Origin of the sequence: Amycolatopsis sp. NPDC098790 (assembly GCF_044759945.1) — a bacterium.
In the GTDB taxonomy this organism is placed as follows: Bacteria; Actinomycetota; Actinomycetes; order Mycobacteriales; family Pseudonocardiaceae; genus Amycolatopsis.
In genome coordinates this window covers 248,287-265,903 of sequence record NZ_JBIWAI010000006.1, presented here as the reverse complement: position 1 = coordinate 265,903, position 17,617 = coordinate 248,287, and the positions used below count along the sequence as shown (strand labels likewise).

Sequence of the window (17,617 nt, the reverse complement as noted above, 5' to 3'; positions counted from 1 at the left end):
CAGTCCTCACGCTTCCTGGTCGAAGGCGAGGCTTTCCAGCTCGCCCAGGATGAGTTCCTCGACGGTTCCGGCCAGCCCGGCGACCGTGCGCGCGGTGAGCACGTCGGCCGGGGTGAGCCGGACGTCGAACAGCGCGCTGGCTTGGGCGGCGATCTGCAGGCTGCGCAGGGAGTCGCCGCCGAGCGCGTAGAAGCTGTCTTCGGCGCCGACCCGGGCCACGCCGAGCACCTCGGCCCAGATCCCGGCGAGTGCGCGCTCGGTCTCGGTTTCCGGTTCGACGTGCCGGGTTTCCGGCGCGGCGGGGGCGGGCAGTGCGCGGCGGTCGACCTTGCCGTTGGCGCTGACCGGCAGCTCCTGGAGAGCGACGAACGCGGTCGGCACCAGGTAGTCCGGCAACGTCCGGGCCAGGAACTCCCGGAGCGCGTCTCCCTCCACATCGGACACCACGTACGCAACCAGCTGCTTGGCACCCGGCTGGTCTTCCCGCACGATGACCGCGGCCTGGGCCACGTCCGGGTGCCGCGCCAGCACGGTTTCGACTTCGCCCGGTTCGACGCGGAACCCGCGCAGCTTGACCTGGTCGTCGCGGCGGCCGAGGAATTCGAGAGTGCCTTCGGCGGTCCAGCGGACGAGGTCGCCCGTGCGGTACATCCGCTCCCCCGGCGCGCCGAGGGGGTCGGCGACGAACCGGTCCGCGGTCAGGCCGGGCCGGTCCCGGTAGCCGCGGGCCAGGCCCGCGCCGGCCAGGCAGAGTTCGCCGGGCACGCCCGGTGGCACCGGGCGCAGGTCCGCGTCCACGACCCGGGCCCGCACCCCGTCGAGCGGCCGGCCGATCGGGATCCGGTCGGGGACCACGTCGGCCATCGGGTGCGACGTCGCGAACGTCGTGGTCTCGGTCGGGCCGTAGCCGTCCACGACCCGCAACCCGGGACACGCGGAGAGGACGCGCCGCACGGAGGCCGCCGGGACGACGTCGCCGCCGGTCCAGACCTCGCGCAGACCGCTGAAGCAGTCCGGGGCTTCCTGCGCGAGGACGCGGAAGAGCCCGGCGGTGATCCACATCGCGGTCAGGCCGTGCTCGCGCACGAGGTCCCGCAGGGCCGGCGCGTCGACGCCTTCACCGGGGGCGACGACCACCCGCCCGCCGCCCAGCAGCGGGACCCACAGCTCGTAGGTCGTCGCGTCGAAGGCCAGCGGCGAGTGCAGCAGGACGCGTTCGTGCGCACCCCCGCGGAACCGCCGGTCGGCGGCCAGCGCGGCGACGTCGCGGTGGCGCACCACGACCCCCTTCGGCACGCCGGTGGAACCGGACGTGTACATCACGTACGCCGCCTGGTCGCCATCGACGTCGACCGCCGGGTCCGCGGCGGACTCGTCGTCCACAGAGGACAGCAGCACGGTCCGCCCGACCGGGTGCTCCTCCGCCGCGATGACGAACCGGACGCCGTCGAGCAGCAGCTTCTGCCTTTCTGCGGGGGCGCGGGTGTCGATCGGCAGGTACGCGCCACCCGCCTTCACCACGGCCAGCTCGGCGACCACGGCGTCGGCGCGGTGCACGGCGAGCCCGACCGGTTCCTCCGGGCGCAAACCCAAGCCCACCAGGCGGTTCGCGAGCCGGTTGGCCCGCCGGTTCAGCTCGGCGTAGGTGACCGGCTCGCCGTCGAGGACGGCCGCGACCGCGTCCGGCCGGGCGCGGATCTGCTCGCCGAACAGCGCGGGCAGCGACCGGGCCGGCGGCTCGTCGCCGGTCGCCGACCACCGCGCCAGTAGCCGGGTTTCGTCCGGGGTGGTCATCGTGACGGCGCCGAGGGCCCGGTCGCCGTCCGCGGCCAGTTCGCCGAGGACGGTCAGCAGGTGCCCGGCCAGCCTCGACACCGTCGCGGCGTCGAACAGGCCCGGGTCGTAGCCGACGTCGACCGTCAGCTCGGTGCCCGGCGACGCGACCACGGTGAGCGGGAAGTTGGTCGTCTCCCGCGCCGACAGGCCGCGCACGGTCAGGCCGTGGCCGGCGGACGCGCCGGTGATCGGGTAGTTCTCGAACACCACCAGGCTGGCGCACAGGTCGACCCCGCCGGGCAGGCCCGCCCAGCCCTGGACGCGGGCGAGCGGCACGTGGCCGTGGCCGCGGGCCTCGGCTTGGGCGGCCTGCAGCCCGGCGAGCCAGTCCGCCACGCGGGCGCGGCGGTCGACGGCGGCCCGGACCGGCAGGGTGTTGATGAAGATGCCGGTGATGTCGTCCACGCCGGGCACCTCGGCCGGCCGGCCGGACGTGGTGGCGCCGAACACGACGTCGTCGCGTCCACTGTAGACCGACAGCAGCAGCGCCCACGCGCCTTGCAGCACGACGTTGTGCGTGAGGCCGTGGCGCTTGACGAACGCGTCGAGCCGGGCCGTGGCGGTCTCGTCGAGCTCGACCGGCAGCCACTCGGCCGAAACGAGTGCGTGCCCCGGGGCCGGCGTCCGGTCGGCGGGTACCGGGGTCGGGCCCTCGACGCCGTCGAGCGCGGTGCGCCAGAAGCGTTCGGCGTCCGCCTGGTCCTGGCGGCCCAGCCAGGCGAGGTAGTCGCGGAACGGCGGTCGCGGGGGCAGCGGCTGCCCGGCGTAGGCGGTGCAGACGTCCGAGAGCACCTGAAAGACGCTCCAGCCGTCGAGCAGCACGTGGTGGAACGTCCACAGCACCTGGACCTCGGTCGCCGAGAGCCGGGCCAGCGCGACCCGGGCCAGTGGCGGCGTCCCGAGGTCGAGGCCTTCCGCGCGGTCCTCGTCGAGGAGCTTCCGCAGTTCTTCGTCACGGTCGCGCCCGGTCCAGTCGAGACGGCGGACGGGCAGGGGGACCCCGCCGTGCACGACCTGGACCGGCTCGGCGACCCCGGCCCAGACGAACGCGGTGCGCAGGATCGGCGTGCGGTCGACGACGAGCTGCCAGGCTTCGGCGAGCCGGTCGACGTCGGTGACGCCGTCGAGCACGAACGTCGCCTGTTCGAAGTACAGGCCCTGGCCGGCTTGGGAAAGCCCGTGGAACACCATGCCGCCCTGCATCGGCGTCACCGGGTAGACGTCCTCGGCACCCCGGGCGACCAGGTCGTCCACTGTGGACTGACCGAGCGCGACCAAGGGGAAGTCCGATGGAGTTCGGCCGCCCGCGCCCGGCTCGGCGCAGTGCGCGACGATCTCCCGCAACGCCGTCAGCATCCGCTCGGCGAGGTGCTCGACGGTGCTCCGGTGGTGCACGCCGGCGATGTGCGACCAGGTCAGCTCCAGTTCCCCGCCGACGACCCGGCCGACGACGTCGAGGGCGTGCGTGCGGGGCGCGTCCGGGTCGACGTCGGCGTCGAGACCGCCGGCGGCGTCGTCGAACCGGCCGAGGTAGTTGAAGCTCACGAGGGGGTCGATCGCGGGGGCCGTGCCGGTCAGGTACCGCAGGGCGCCGTAGCCGATGCCGCGGCGCGGAACCGCCCGCAGCTGCTCCTTGACCGACTTCAGCGCGGTGCCCCAGTCGTCCGGGACGTCCAGGGCCACCGGGAACATCGTGGTGAACCAGCCGACCGTCCGGGAGAGGTCGACGTCGTCGAACAGCTCCTCGCGGCCGTGCCCTTCGAGGTCGACGACCGGGGTGTGCCCGGTCCAGTCCCGCAGCACGCGGCCGAGCGCGGTCAGCAGGACGTCGTTGACCTGCGTCCGGTACACCTCGGGGACGTCGTGCAGCAGCGCCCGCGTCTCCTCGGCCGTGAGCCGGACGGTGACTTCGCGGCTGTCGGCGATGGTGGCCGGGCCCTCGCCGTCGGCAGGCAGCGGCGGCACCGGCGGGAGGCCGCGCCAGTGGTCCAGTTCGTCGTCGAAACCACCGGCTTCGGCGTGCTCGGCCAGTTTCCGGGCCCAGGCGAGGAAGGACGTCGTCTTCGGCGCGAGGTCCTCGCCGCGGTAGGCGGCGTGGAAGTCCTCCAGGAGGATCCGCCACGAGACGCCGTCGACGACGAGGTGGTGCGCGGCCAGCAGCAGCCGCCGCCCGTCGAGGACGGCGGTCAGCAGCGGGCCGCGGCCGAGGGTGAACGACACCTCGCCGGCGAGCAGTTCGGCAGGCCACACCGGTTCGCCGTGCTGGGCATCGCCTTCGAACCGCAGCCGGAGAGCGTCGTGGTGCGCCCACACCGTTTCGAGCGCCCCGCGGAGAGCCTGCTCGTCGACGTCGTCGTCGAACTCGACGACCACGCGCTGGTCGAACCGCGCGGGCTGGGACTCGAAGTACCACCGTTGGATCGGGGTGAGCGGTGCTTCGCCGGTGACCGGGCCCTGCTCGGCCCGCGGGCCGTCGTCCTCGCCCGCGTGCGCGGCGAGCGCCGCCAGGGTCGGGTGCCGGAAGACGTCGTGCGGCAGCAGGGTCAGGCCGGCGCGGCGGGCGCGGGAGACGACCTGGATGCTGAGGATCGAGTCGCCGCCCAGCTCGAAGAAGTTCGTCTCGGCCCCGACGTCCGCGACGCCGAGCACGTCCGCCCAGATCCCGGCCAGCGCGCGTTCGGCCTCGGTCGACGGCGCCCGGTGCGTGCCGGCCGCGGCGAAGTCCGGGGCGGGCAGGGCGTTCCGGTCGAGCTTTCCGTTGACGTTCAACGGGAACCTGTCGAGCCGGACGAACGCGGCCGGAACCATGTAGTCCGGCAGGGTCTGCCCGAGGAACTCGGCCAGGTCGCCGGCGTCGCCGGTGAAGTACGCGACCAAGCGCTTGACGCCGTGGTCTTCGCGCGCCAGCACCGCGGCCTGGACGACCGCGGGGTGCGCGGCCAGCGCGGCCTCGATCTCGCCGGGCTCGATCCGGAACCCGCGCACCTTGACCTGCTCGTCGGCGCGGCCGGCGAACTCGATCTCGCCGCGGGTGGTCCACCGCGCGAGGTCGCCGGTGCGGTACATCCGCTCCCCCGCCGGCCCGAACGGGTCGGCGACGAACCGCTCGGCCGTCAGGCCGGGCCGGCCCAGGTACCCGCGGGCCAGGCCTTCCCCGGCGAGGTACAGCTCGCCGGGGGCGCCGGGCGGCACCGGCCGCAGGTCCGGCCCGAGGACGTAGGCCCGCATGTTGTCCAGGGGCTTCCCGATCGGGACGACGTCCGGGACCGCCCCCGGCCTCGGGTACACCGTCGCGAAGGTCGTCGTTTCGGTGGGGCCGTAGACGTCGGCGACCACGGTGTCCGGGCAGGCCTCGCGGACCCGCCGCAGGGCCGCGGCCGGCACCGCGTCCCCGCCGGTCCACACCTCCCGCATTCCCGCGAACGCTTCCGGGGCCTCCTGCGCGACCAGCCGGAACAGGCCGGTGGTGAGGAACGCGCCGGTCACGCCGTGCGTGGTCAGCAGCCGGCCGAGGGTGTCGACGTCGAGGTCGCCCGGCGGCGCCACGACGACCGTACCGCCGGTGAGCAGCGGCACCCAGAGTTCGTACGTCGAGGCGTCGAACGAGTGCGGCGAGTGCAGCAGCACCCGGTCGTGCGCGGCGAACCGCCGTTCGGCGGCCAGCGCGACGACGTCCCGCCGGCGCACGGCCACACCCTTCGGCGTCCCCGTCGACCCGGACGTGTACATCACGTACGCGAGGTTGTCGCGGTCCGCGGCGGGCAGCGGCACGTCGGCCGTCCGTCCATCCGGGACGACGACGAGTCCGTTGTGGATCGCCCGGGCGGTCCAGGCCCAGGTCTCGTCGGCGACGAGGATGGTGACGCCGGCGAGGAGGGTCTTGAGGCGCGGTGCGGGGGCACGGGTGTCCAGCGGCAGGTAGGCCGCACCCGCCTTGATGATCGCCACCTCGGCGACGAGCAGCCCGGGCGAGCGGTCCATGAGCAGCCCGACGACGCGTTCGGGTCCGGCGCCGAGCGACACCAGGTACCGCGCGAGCCGGTCGGCGGCCTCGTCCAGTTCCGCGTAGGTCAGCCGGAAGCCGTCCCCCGTCAGCGCGACGGCATCCGGGGTGCGCTCGACCTGCGCCGCGAACAGCTCGGCCAGATCGCCGTCCGGCAGCGGGTGCGCGGTGGCGTTCCACTCGAGGAGCACCTGGCGGCGTTCGGCGTCGGTGAGCAGGTCGACGTCGGCCAGGGGCCGGTCCAGGTCCGCGGCGAAGGCGTCGAGGACGCCGGTGAGCTGCCGCGCGATCCGCTCGGCCGTCGCGGTGTCGAACAGGTCCGGGTCGTAGCCGACGTCGAGGGTGATCCGCTCCCCCGGCGACGCGACGACGCTGAGCGGGTAGTTGGTCGTCTCCGCCGCGTCGACGTCCCGCAGGCGCAGGCCGTGCGCCGCCGCCGTGTCGGCCGGGTAGTTCTCGAACACGACGATGCTGTCGAAGAGGCTCCCCGCGGTGCCGCTCCACGCCTGCAACTTGGTCAGCGGCAGGTGGCCGTACCGGCGGGACTCGACCTGACGGGCCTGCAGCGCGGCCAGCCAGTCCGCCACCGATCCGCCCGCGACGGTCACGCGCACGGGCAGGGTGTTGATGAAGATGCCGGTGACGTCGTCGGCGCCGGACAGCTCGACCGGGCGGCCGGACACCGTCGTGCCGAAGCAGACGTCCCGCTCGCCGCCGAGGCGGGCCAGCAGCAGCGCCCACGCGCCCTGCAGGACGGTGTTCACCGTGAGCCCGGCGCGCCGGGCCGCGTCCCGCAGCCGCTCGGAGTTCTCGAGCGGGATGCGCAGCCACTGCGAGGACCGGGTGGTGTGCGCCTGGGCGGGTACGCGGTCGAAGGGCAGCCGGGCGGGTTCCGTGAGGTCGCCGAGTTCCGCCCGCCAGTGGCGTTCGGCCGCGGAGTCGTCCTGGCGGGCCAGCCAGGACACGTAGTCGCGGAACGGCGGCCGCTCGGGCAGTTCGTCGCCGGCGTAGGCGGCGAAGACGTCGGACAGCACGCCGAAGACGCTCCAGCCGTCGAGCAGGACGTGGTGGAACGTCCACAGCACGCGGACTTCGGTGTCGGACAGGCGCGCCAGCACCAGGCGCAGCAACGGCGTCTCGGTGAGGTCGAGGCCGCGGGCGCGGTCGGCGTCGAGGAGGTCCTGCCACGCCCGGTCCCGCTCTTCACGGGTGTGGCCGCGCCAGTCGTGGTGGGTGATCGGGACGTCGGCGTGGCGCTGCACGACCTGGACGGGCTCGGGCACGTCCTCCCACACGATCCGCGTCCGCAGCACGGGTGTCCGGTCGACGACCCGCTGCCACGCCCGTTCGAGGGCGGCCGGGTCGCGGACGCCGTCGAGGACGAAGGCGACCTGCTGGAAGTAGACGCGTTCTTCGCTTTGGGACAGCGCGTGGAAGACCATGCCCGCTTGCATCGGCGTCAGCGGGTAGACGTCCTCGACCGCGCGCCCGTCGCCGACCAGTTCGTCCAGAGTGGACTGGTCCAAGGTGACCAGGGGGAAGTCGGACGGCGTCCGGCCGCCCGCGTCCGGTTCCGCGCAGTGCCGGACGATCTCGCGCAGGGTGTCGAGCATCGCCGTGGCCAGCGTGTCCACAGTGGATTCCTGGTGGACACCTTCGGCGTAGTACCAGGTCAGCTCCAGTTCTCCGGCTTCGACGCGGCCGACGACGTCGAGCAGGTGCGCTCGCGCCGAGCGGGGGCTTTCGTCGGATTCGAGACGCCCGGAGCCGAACTGCCCGAGGTAGTTGAAGCTGATCTGCGGGTCGATCGCCGGCGCCGTCCCGGCCAGGTAGCGCAGGACGCCGTAACCGATACCGCGACGCGGGACCGCGCGCAGCTGCTCCTTGACCGACTTCAGAGCGGCGCCCCAGTCGTCCGGAACGTCCAGGGCCACCGGGAAGACGCTGGTGAACCAGCCGACCGTCCTCGACAAGTCGACATCGGCGAACAGGTCCTCGCGGCCGTGCCCTTCGAGGGCGACGACGGGCGTGCCCCCGGTCCAGTCCCGCAGGACCCGGCCGAGCGCGGCCAGCAGCACGTCGTTGACCTGCGTCCGGTAGACCGGCGGGACCTCGCGCAGCAGCGCGTTCGTCTCCGCCTCGGGCAGCCGGACGGTCACCGACCGCATTCCGGCGACCGTCGTGTCCCCGTCGCCGTCGACCGGGACCGGCGCCGCTTCGGGCAGGCCGCGCCAGTGGCCGAGTTCGTCGTCGAAGCCCCCGGATCCGGCGTGCTCGGTCAGCCGGGTCGCCCACTCCTGGAACGACGTCGTGCGCGGGCCGAGGTCGATCGGCTCACCCCGCAGCGCCTGGTCGTAGGCGCGCTCGAAGTCCTCGGTGAGCACGCGCCACGAGACGCCGTCGACGACGAGGTGGTGCACGGCGAGCTTGATGTCGTGTTCGGAGACGTCCAGCCGGACGAGCGGGGTTTCGGCGCCGACCGGGCCGTTCTCCTGGTGCCAGCCGGCTTCGTCGTGGGTGAAGCGCATCCGGAGGGCGTCGTGGTGCGCCAGCAGCGCGTCGACGGCTTGGCGGGCCGCGCCGACGTCCACCGTGTCCGGTCCCAAGTGGACGAACTGGTGGAAGTGGTCCGGCGCGGCGGTCTGCGTCGCGAAGAACCAGCGCTGGATCGGCGTGAGCGGCACGGATCCGCTGACCGGGTCGCGCTCGGCGGTCTCGGTGGCGGTGCGGGCCGCCGCGGCGAGCGCGGCCGGCGTGCGGTGGGCGAACAGGTCGCCGGGCAGCAGCTCCAGCCCGGCCCGGCGGGCCCGGGACACGACCTGGATGCTGAGGATCGAATCGCCGCCCAACTCGAAGAAGTCGTCGGTCGCGCCGACGCGTTCGACGCCCAGCACCTCGGCCCAGATCCCGGCGAGGACCTCTTCCCGCTCGGTGCGCGGGGCCACGTGCTCCCGTCCGCCGAAATCGGGTGCCGGCAGGGCGTTGCGATCGAGCTTGCCGTTGACGTTCACCGGGAACCGGTCCAGCCGGACGAACGCGGCGGGCACCATGTAGTCCGGCAGCGTCCGGCCGAGGAACTCCGCCAGCCCGGCGGTTTCGCCGACGACGTAGGCGACGAGCCGCTTCACGCCGCCGTCCGCGCGGGCCAGCACGGCGGCCTGCACGACGTCCGGGTGCTCGCCGAGCGCCGCCTCGATCTCACTCGGCTCGACGCGGAAGCCGCGCACCTTCACCTGCTCGTCGACGCGGCCGACGAACTCCAGTGCGCCGTCGTCGGTCCAGCGCACGAGGTCGCCGGTGCGGTACATCCGTTCCCCCGCGGGCCCGAACGGGTCCGCGACGAACCGGTCGGCGGTGAGGCCGGGGCGGCCGAGGTAGCCGCGCGCCAGCCCGGCGCCGGCGATGTGCAGCTCGCCGGGCGCCCCGGGCGGGGCCAGCCGCAGGTCGGCGTCGAGGACGTAGACGCGCGTGTTGTCCAGCGGCGCACCGATCGGGACGACGTCGGGGATCTCGCCGGGCAGCGGGTGCACGGTCGCGAACGTCGTGGTCTCGGTGGGGCCGTAGACGTCGGCGACGAGGACACCGGGGCAGGCGGCCTGGACGCGGCGCAGGGCGGCCGCGGGCACGGCGTCGCCACCGGTCCAGACCTCGCGCAGCCCGGCGAACACCTCGGGGGCTTCCTGGGCGACCAGCCGGAACAGCCCGGTGGTGAGGAACGCGCCGGTGACGCCGTGCGTGGTGAGTGCGCGGCCGAGGGTGTGGACGTCGAGGTCGCCGGGCGGCGCCAGGACGACGGTGCCGCCGTTGAGCAACGGGACCCACAGCTCGTAGGTCGAAGCGTCGAACGCCTGGGGCGAGTGCAGCAGCACCCGGTCGTGCGGGGCGAACCGCCGGTCCGCGGCCAGCGTGACGACGTCGCGGTGCCGCGCGGCCACGCCCTTGGGCTTGCCCGTCGACCCGGAGGTGTAGATGACGTAGGCGAGCTGGCCGGGCTGCGTCGGTACGTCCGGCGGCGTCTCCGGCTGACCGTCCACACCGGTCACGATAGGTCCACTGTGGACCTCGTGGGCGGTCTCCAGCCACGTCGAGTCGGTGACCAGCACGTCGGCCTCGGCTTCGGCCAGCAGCAGCCGCAGCCGGTCGGCGGGAGCCCGCAGGTCCAGCGGCAGGTATGCCCCGCCGGCCTTGAGGATCGCCAGCTCGGCGACGACGAGCGCGGGCGAACGGTCCATCAGGACGGCGACCCGGTCTTCCGGCCGGACGCCGAGTTCGAGGAGCCGGTGGGCCAGCCGGTTCGCGCGGACGTCGAGTTCGCCGTAGGTGACCGTCTGATCGTCGGTCACCAGCGCGGTCGCGGCCGGATGACTGCGTACCCGGGCTTCGAACAACTCGGGCACGGTCCCCGCCGGCACCGGGGCCGCGGTGTCGTTCCGCTCGGCGAGCAGCTGCCGGACCTCGGCGGCCGACAGCATCGGCACCCGCGTCACCGGCTCGTCCGGCGCGGCGACCATGCCGCGGACCAGGGCTTCGAGGTGGGCGGCGAGCCGGGCCGCGACGGCCGGGGCGATGACCGCCGGGTCGTGGGTCAGGACCAGCGACAGCCGGCGGCCCGGGTAGGCGACCAGCCCGAGCGGGTAGTTGGTGCGCTCGGCCGCGACGACGTCCCGCAGCCCGGACACCTCGTCGACCGGGTAGTTCTCGAACACGACGATGCTGTCGAACAGGCTGCCGCCACTGCCGCTCCACGCCTGCAGCCGGGGCAGGCCGACGTGGCCGAACCGCCGCGATTCCGCCTGCGCCGCTTGAAGTTCGCGCAGCCAGGCGGCGACGCCGCGGTCCCGGTCGAGCCGGACGCGCACCGGGAGCGTGTTGATGAACAGGCCCGGGATGTCGTCGGCGCCGGGCAGTTCGGCCGGGCGGCCGGACACCGTCGCGCCGAAGCAGACCTCGGGTTCGCCGCTGTGGCGGGACAACAGCGCGGCCCAGGCGCCCTGGACGAGCGTGTTCACGGTCAGCCGGTGGCGGCGCGCGAAGGCGTAGACCGCCGCCGATCCGGCGTCGTCGAGTTCGAGGGGGACACGGGCGCTGGAACTGGCCGAGTGGGCACGTCCGGAGGCGCGGTCGCCGGGCAGTGGCGTGGGCGTCACGCCGGCGAGTTCGGCGCGCCAGTACGTCTCGGCGAGGGTGTCGTCCTGACCGGCCAGCCAGGCCGCGTACTCGCGGAACGGCCGCCGCGGCGGCGGTTCTTCGCCGCGCAGCAGCGCGACGACGTCGTTGAGGATGCCGAAGACGCTCCAGCCGTCGAGCAGGACGTGGTGGAAGGTCCAGATGACCCGCACGCTCGTGGCGGACACCTTCACGACGGCCAGCCGGGTCAGGGGCGCCTTTGTCAGGTCGAGTCCCTCGGCCAGGTCCGTGGTGAGGTAACCAGCTTCACTGTCCGGATAGGACACCGGGAGTTCCGCGGTGCGCTGCACGATCTGGAGCGGCTGCGGTACGCCGTCCCAGACGATGCGGCTGCGCAGCACCGGGGTCCGGTCGACGACCCGCTGGAACGCCTCCCCCAGCCGGCGCGGGTCGGGCACGTCGTCGAGGGTGAACGAGATCTGTTCGAAGTAGACGCGTTCGCCGGGCTGCGCGAGGTCGTGGAAGACCATGCCGGCCTGCATCGGCGTGAGCGGGTAAACGTCTTCGACTTCGCGACCGTCGCCGACCAGAGCGTCCAGAGTGGACTGGTCGAGACCCGCGAGAGGGAAGTCGGCCGGGGTGCGGCCGCCCGCGGCCGGGTCGGCGCAGTGCCGGAGGATGGCTCGCAGCGCATCGAGCATCCCGTCGGCCAGCCTCCGGACGGTGGCTTCGTCGTGGACGCCGTCGGCGTAGTGCCAGCCGAATTCGAGCACGTCGCCGTCGACCCGGCCGACGACCTCCAGGAGGTGCGGGCGGCTGTCGCTGGGGTCGGCGTCGAGGGACAGCTCGCGGTGCAGACCGGTGTAGAGGTCGCCGGGCAGGTCGAACTGGCCGAGGTAGTTGAAGCTGATGGGCGGGGTGATGACCGGCGCCGTCCCGGTCAGGTAGCGCAGGGCGCCGTAGCCGATGCCGCGGCGCGGAACCGCACGCAGGTGCTCCTTGACCGACTTCAAGGCGGCGCCCCAGCCGTCCGGGACGTCCAGTGCGAGCGGGAACATGCTGGTGAACCAGCCGACCGTCCGCGAGAGGTCGGCGTCGAACAGTTCCTCGCGGCCGTGGCCTTCGAGGTCGATCACCGGAACGTGGCCGGTCCACTCCCCCAGCACACGGCCGAGCGCGGTCAGCAGCACGTCGTTGACCTGCGTCCGGTAGACCTCCGGGACCTTCCGCAGCAGCGCCCGCGTCTCCTCGGCGGTGAGCCGGACGGTGACCGCGCGGGCCCGGCCGACCGTGTTCGCGCCGTGGCCGTCGACCGGGATCGGGGCCGCCTCGGGCAGGCTCCGCCAGTGGTCCAGTTCGTCGTCGAACCCGCCCGCTTCGGCGTGCTCGGCGAGTTTCGCGGCCCAGTCGCGGAACGACGTCGTCCGCGGGCCGAGGTCGACCGCTTCGCCGCGGGCGACCTGGTGGTAGGCGCGGTCGAGGTCTTCGAGCAGCAGCCGCCACGACACGCCGTCGACGACCAGGTGGTGCGCGGCCAGGTGCAGCACGCGCCGGCCGGGCTCACCGGACAGCGCCCACCGCAGCATCGAGTGCCCCTCGCCGACGGGAGCGTTGTGCTGCCGCCAGCCGTCGCCGTCGGGCTCGAACCGCATCCGCAGGGCGTCGTGGTGCTCGGCCAGCGCGGCCAGCGCCGTGGCCAGCGCGACCTCGCCGACGTCCGCCGCGAGGTCGACCGCGATCGCCTGGTCGAACCGGTACGGCACCGCCGCGGTCTCGAAGAACCAGCGCTGGATCGGGGTGAGCACGACGTCGCCGGTCACCGGTCCGCGGACGGGGCTCGCCGTGGCGTCCCCGATCACCGGGGCGAGCGCCGCGATCGTCTGGTGCCGGAACAGGTCGGCCGTGGTCACGGCGAGGCCCGCGCGCCGGGCCCGGGCGCTGACCTGGATGCTGAGGATCGAATCGCCGCCGAGGGCGAAGAAGTTGTCCTCGACGCCGACGCGCTCGACGCCGAGCACGTCGGCCCAGATGCCGGCGAGGACGGCTTCCCGCTCGGTGCGCGGCGTCCGGTCCCCGGTGGACTCGAAGCGCGGCTCGGGCAGGGCGCGCCGGTCGACCTTGCCGTTCGCGTTGAGCGGCAACGCGTCCAGCACGACGATCGCGGACGGCACCATGTAGTCCGGCACCGTGCGGCCCACCGCCTGCCGCAGCGCGCCGGTGTCCACAGTGGATCCGTCGGCCGGGACGACGTACCCCGCGAGCTGCTTGCGCGCGCCGGTGACGCGGACGGCCACGACGGCCTGGGCGACGCCCGGCTGGGCGGCCAGCACGCGTTCGACCTCGGCGGGTTCGACGCGGAAGCCGCGGATCTTCACCTGGTCGTCGGCGCGGCCGGCGAACTCGAGGGTGCCGTCGGTGCGCCACCGGCCGCGGTCGCCGGTCCGGTACATCCGGTCGCCCGGCGCCCCGAACGGGTCGGCGACGAACCGCTCGGCGGTCGCGCCGGGCCGGGCGAAGTAGCCGCGCGCGAGGCCGGCGCCGGCGATGCAGACCTCGCCGAGCGCGCCGCGCGGCACCAGCCGGAGCCGCTCGTCCACGAGGTACACGCGCATGCCGGCCAGGGGCGTGCCGATCGGGACGGTCTCGGGGACCGCGTCCGCCGACGGCATCGGGAACGAAGAAGCGAACGTGGTGGTTTCGGTCGGGCCGTAGCCGTCGACGACCGTGAGGCCCGGGCAGCCGTCGAGGACCCGGCGGGCCGCGGCAGGCGGGACGACGTCGCCGCCGGTCCAAACCTCGCGCAGGCCGGCGAAGCACTCCGGGTCGTCCTCGGCGAAGAGCCGGAAGAGCCCGGCGGTCAGCCACAAGGCGGTGACGCCGTGGCCGGTGATGACGCGGCGGAGGGCGTCGGCGTCCAGGTCACCGGGCGGGGCGACGACCACGGTGCCGCCGTTGAGAAGCGGTACCCACAGCTCGTAGGTCGAGGCGTCGAAGGCGAGCGGCGAGTGCAGGAGCACCCGGTCGTGGGCGCCGCCGACGAAACGCGGGTCGGCGGCGAGCGCGGCGACGTCGGCGTGCCTGACAGCCACGCCCTTCGGGACGCCGGTCGAGCCGGAGGTGTACTCGACGTAGGCCAGGTTGTGCGGATCGACTGCGATGTCGATCACCGTCGTGGGCTCGTCGACGTCCGTGACCACGAACGGGTTCTCGTGGACGTCGGCCGCGGTGTCCTGCCACCGCTCGTCGGTGAGCAGCAACGGCGTGCCGTCGAGGACCAGGCGCATCCGGTCGGCCGGGGCGCGCAGGTCCAGCGGGAGGTAGGCGGCGCCGGCCTTGAGGATCGCGAGCACCGCGACGACCTGGGCGGCCGAGCGGTCCATGAGCACGCCGACCCGGTCCTCCGGACGGACGCCGAGGCGGATCAGCCGCCGTGCGAGCCGGTTGGCGCGGGCTTGCAGTTCGCGGTAGGTCAGCTCCTCGTCGCCCGTGACCGCTTTCGCGTCCGGGTGGCGGTCGGCGCGGCGGTCGAACAGGTCCGGGACAATGCCCGCCGGGCTCTCCGTGCTCTTCGTGCTCGCCGGGAGCAGGAAGCTGCGGTCCTCGCCGGTCAGCAGCGGGAGGTCACCCACCGGGCGGGCGGGGTCGGTGGCGATGCCCGTCAGCAGCGTTTCCAGGCTGCGGGCGAGGCGCTCGATCGTGGCCACGTCGAAGAGCGCGGTCGCGTACTCGACGATGACGCGCAGGCCGTCCGCGTGCGGCCAGAACTCGACGACCAGGTCGAACCGGGCCGACGGGCGCGGCAGGTCGTACTCGGCCACGCTCAACCCGGCGACCTCGCGGGGCCGCACCAGCGGCGTCTGCAGGACGACGACGGCCTGCACGAGCGGCGTCCGCGAGGGGTCGCGGTCCGGCTGGACCTCGTCGACGACGCGGTCGAAGGGCACGTCGCCGTGAGCGAACGCCGCCAGCACGGTCTCCCGGAATTCGCCGAGGAATTCGTCGAACGACCGGTCGTTGTCCACAGTGGACCGCAGGACGAGGGTGTTGACGAAGAACCCGGTCAGCGACTCGAGTTCGGCCCGGTCGCGGCCGGCGACCGCGGTGCCGACGGCGACGTCGCGCTGCCCGCTGTAGGCGGCCAGGAGCACCTGCACCGCGGCGGTGAGCGTCATGAAGAGCGTCGCGCCGTGCGGGCGGCCGGCGTCGGCGATCCGCCGGACCAGGTCGGCCGGGAGGTCGTGGCGGTGCACCGCGCCGTCGGTCGTGCGCTGCGGCGGGCGGGGCCGGTCCGTCGGCAGGGCCAGCGGTTCGATGCCGTCCAGGGTTTCGCGCCAGTAGCCGAGCTGGTCGTCCGAAGTGGACTGGAGCCGCCAGTGCGTGTAGTCGCGGTAGTCCAGGGGCAGCGGCGGCGGGGTCACACCGGCGTAGAAGCCGAGCAGTTCCTCGGTGAGCACGCCGATCGAGCGACCGTCGGTGACGATGTGGTGCTGGCACAGCAGGAGCAGGTGTTCGCCGGGGCCGAGCGGGAACAGCGTCGCCCGGGTCAGCGGGCCGGTCCGCAGGTCGAACGGCTCGCCCAGTTCGGCCGTCAGCACGTCGTCATCCGGCGGCTCTTCCTTGATGCGCAACGGGATCTCGCCGGTGGGTGCGATCCGCTGGACCTCGTCCCCGAAGGTCGTCCGCAGGGATTCGTGACGCGCGCAGAGCGACGCCAGGGCCGCCCGCAGCGTGTCGACGTCGAGCGGGCCGGACAGCCGGAGGCCGACCCCGGTGTTGTACTCGGCGCTGCCGCCGGTCAGTTCGTCGAGGAACCACAGCCGTCGCTGGGCGGGGGAGAGCGGGAGGACGCCCGACGATGGGGCGACCGGGATCGCCGCCTCCTCCGGCGTCGCTGCTGTCAGGACGCTCGCCAGTCCGGCCACGGTGGGCGCGTCGAACAGCGTCCGCGCCGACAGCCCGGCGCCGAACTCCCGGCGCAGCCGCGAAAGCGCTTGCACCGCCAGGATCGAGTCGCCGCCGAGGGCGAAGAAGTCCTCGTCGACGCCGAGGCGTTCGACACCCAGCACCTCGGCCAGGACATTCGCCACGGCACGCTCGGTGTCCGTCCGCGGTTCAGTGGTTTCCGCGGCCTCGGCGGGCGGCGCGGGCAAAGCTCGCCGGTCGACCTTTCCGTTGCTGCTCAACGGAAGGGCGTCGAGCACGACGAACGCCGAGGGCACCATGTAGTCGGGCAGTGCCGCGGCGGCGGCCGCTTCGAGGTCACCCGGCTCCCCCACCACGTAGGCCACGAGGCGCTTGACGCCGGGCCGGTCCTGGCGCGCGACCACCACGACCTCGGCGACGCCGGGAGCGGCGGCGAGCACGGTTTCGATCTCGCCCAGCTCGACCCGGAAGCCGCGGACCTTGACCTGGTCGTCGACCCGGCCCAGGAACTCCAGCTCACCGTCTTCGTTGCGGCGCACCAGATCGCCGGTGCGGTACATGCGGTCGCCGGGCGCACCGGCCGGGTCGGCGACGAACTTCTCCGCCGTCGCACCGGGCCGGGCCCAGTAGCCGCGGGCCAATCCGGCGCCGGCGAGGTGGAGCTCGCCGGGTTCGCCGTCGGCGACCGGGGTGAGGTCGCCGTCCAGGACGTACGCCCGCACGTCGTCGAGCGGACGGCCGATCGGCACGGCCGCCGGCACCGCGTCCGCCGACGGCAGCCGGTGCGAAGTGGCGAAGGTGGTCGTCTCGGTCGGGCCGTAGCCGTCGACCACGGTCAGGCCCGGGCACGCCCGCAGCACGCGCCGCACGGACTCGGCCGGGACGACGTCCCCGCCGGTCCAGACCTCGCGCACGCCGCGGAAGCAGTCCGGCGCCTCCTGGGCGACGACGCGGAACAGGCCGGCCGTCAGCCAAAGCGCCGTCACGCGGTGTCGCGAAAGGACGGTCCGCAGCGTTTCGACGTCGAGGTCGCCGGGCGGGGCGACCACCACGGTGCCGCCGTTCAGCAGCGGCACCCACAGCTCGTAGGTCGAGGCGTCGAAGGCGACCGGCGAGTGCAGCAGCACCCGCTCGTGCGCCCCACCGGCGAACCGGCGGTCCGCGGCGAGCGCCACGACGTCCCGGTGCCGGACGGCGACCCCCTTGGGCGTCCCGGTCGAGCCCGAGGTGTGCATCAGGTACGCCAACCGGTCCGGATCCGCCTGCGGCAGCACGAATCCCGCGTCGGGTAGCGGATCGGCCGCGTGCACGGTGAGTCCACTGTGGATCTTCGCCGCGCGATCCGGGTCGTCGGTGACGAGAATGGACACCCCGGCGTCGGCCAGGAGGGTGCGCAGCCGGGTGTCCGGCGCGCGGCCGTCGAGGGGTACGTACGCGCCCCCGGCCGTCACGACGGCCAGCTCGGCGACGACCAAGTCCGCCGACCGGCCGAGCAGGAGCCCGACCCGGTCCTCCGGCCGCAGGCCCAGCCGGACGAGGTGGGCCGCCAGCCGGTCGGCTCGCTCGTGCAGGTCGCCGTAGGTCAGCCGGACGCCGTCGCCTTCCACGGCGACGGCGTCCGGCGCCGAAAGCGCCCGTGCGGCGAACAGCTCCGCCAGGCCGGTGGTTCTCGGCGCGGTGCCGTCCGTTTCGGCCGGCGTGTCTTGCACGGTCATCGTCTTCGCTACC

The 17,617-nt window shown here is 73.9% G+C and carries 1 protein-coding gene; it reads right to left on the bottom strand.

The window, feature by feature from the left end; genetic code table 11:
* Nucleotides 1-6 precede the first annotated feature (6 nt).
* A complete protein-coding gene (locus ACIQWX_RS38365) occupies nucleotides 7-17,598 on the bottom strand; it encodes a non-ribosomal peptide synthase/polyketide synthase (RefSeq protein WP_400883103.1) in 17,592 nt (5,863 codons plus the stop codon).
* Nucleotides 17,599-17,617 lie beyond the last annotated feature (19 nt).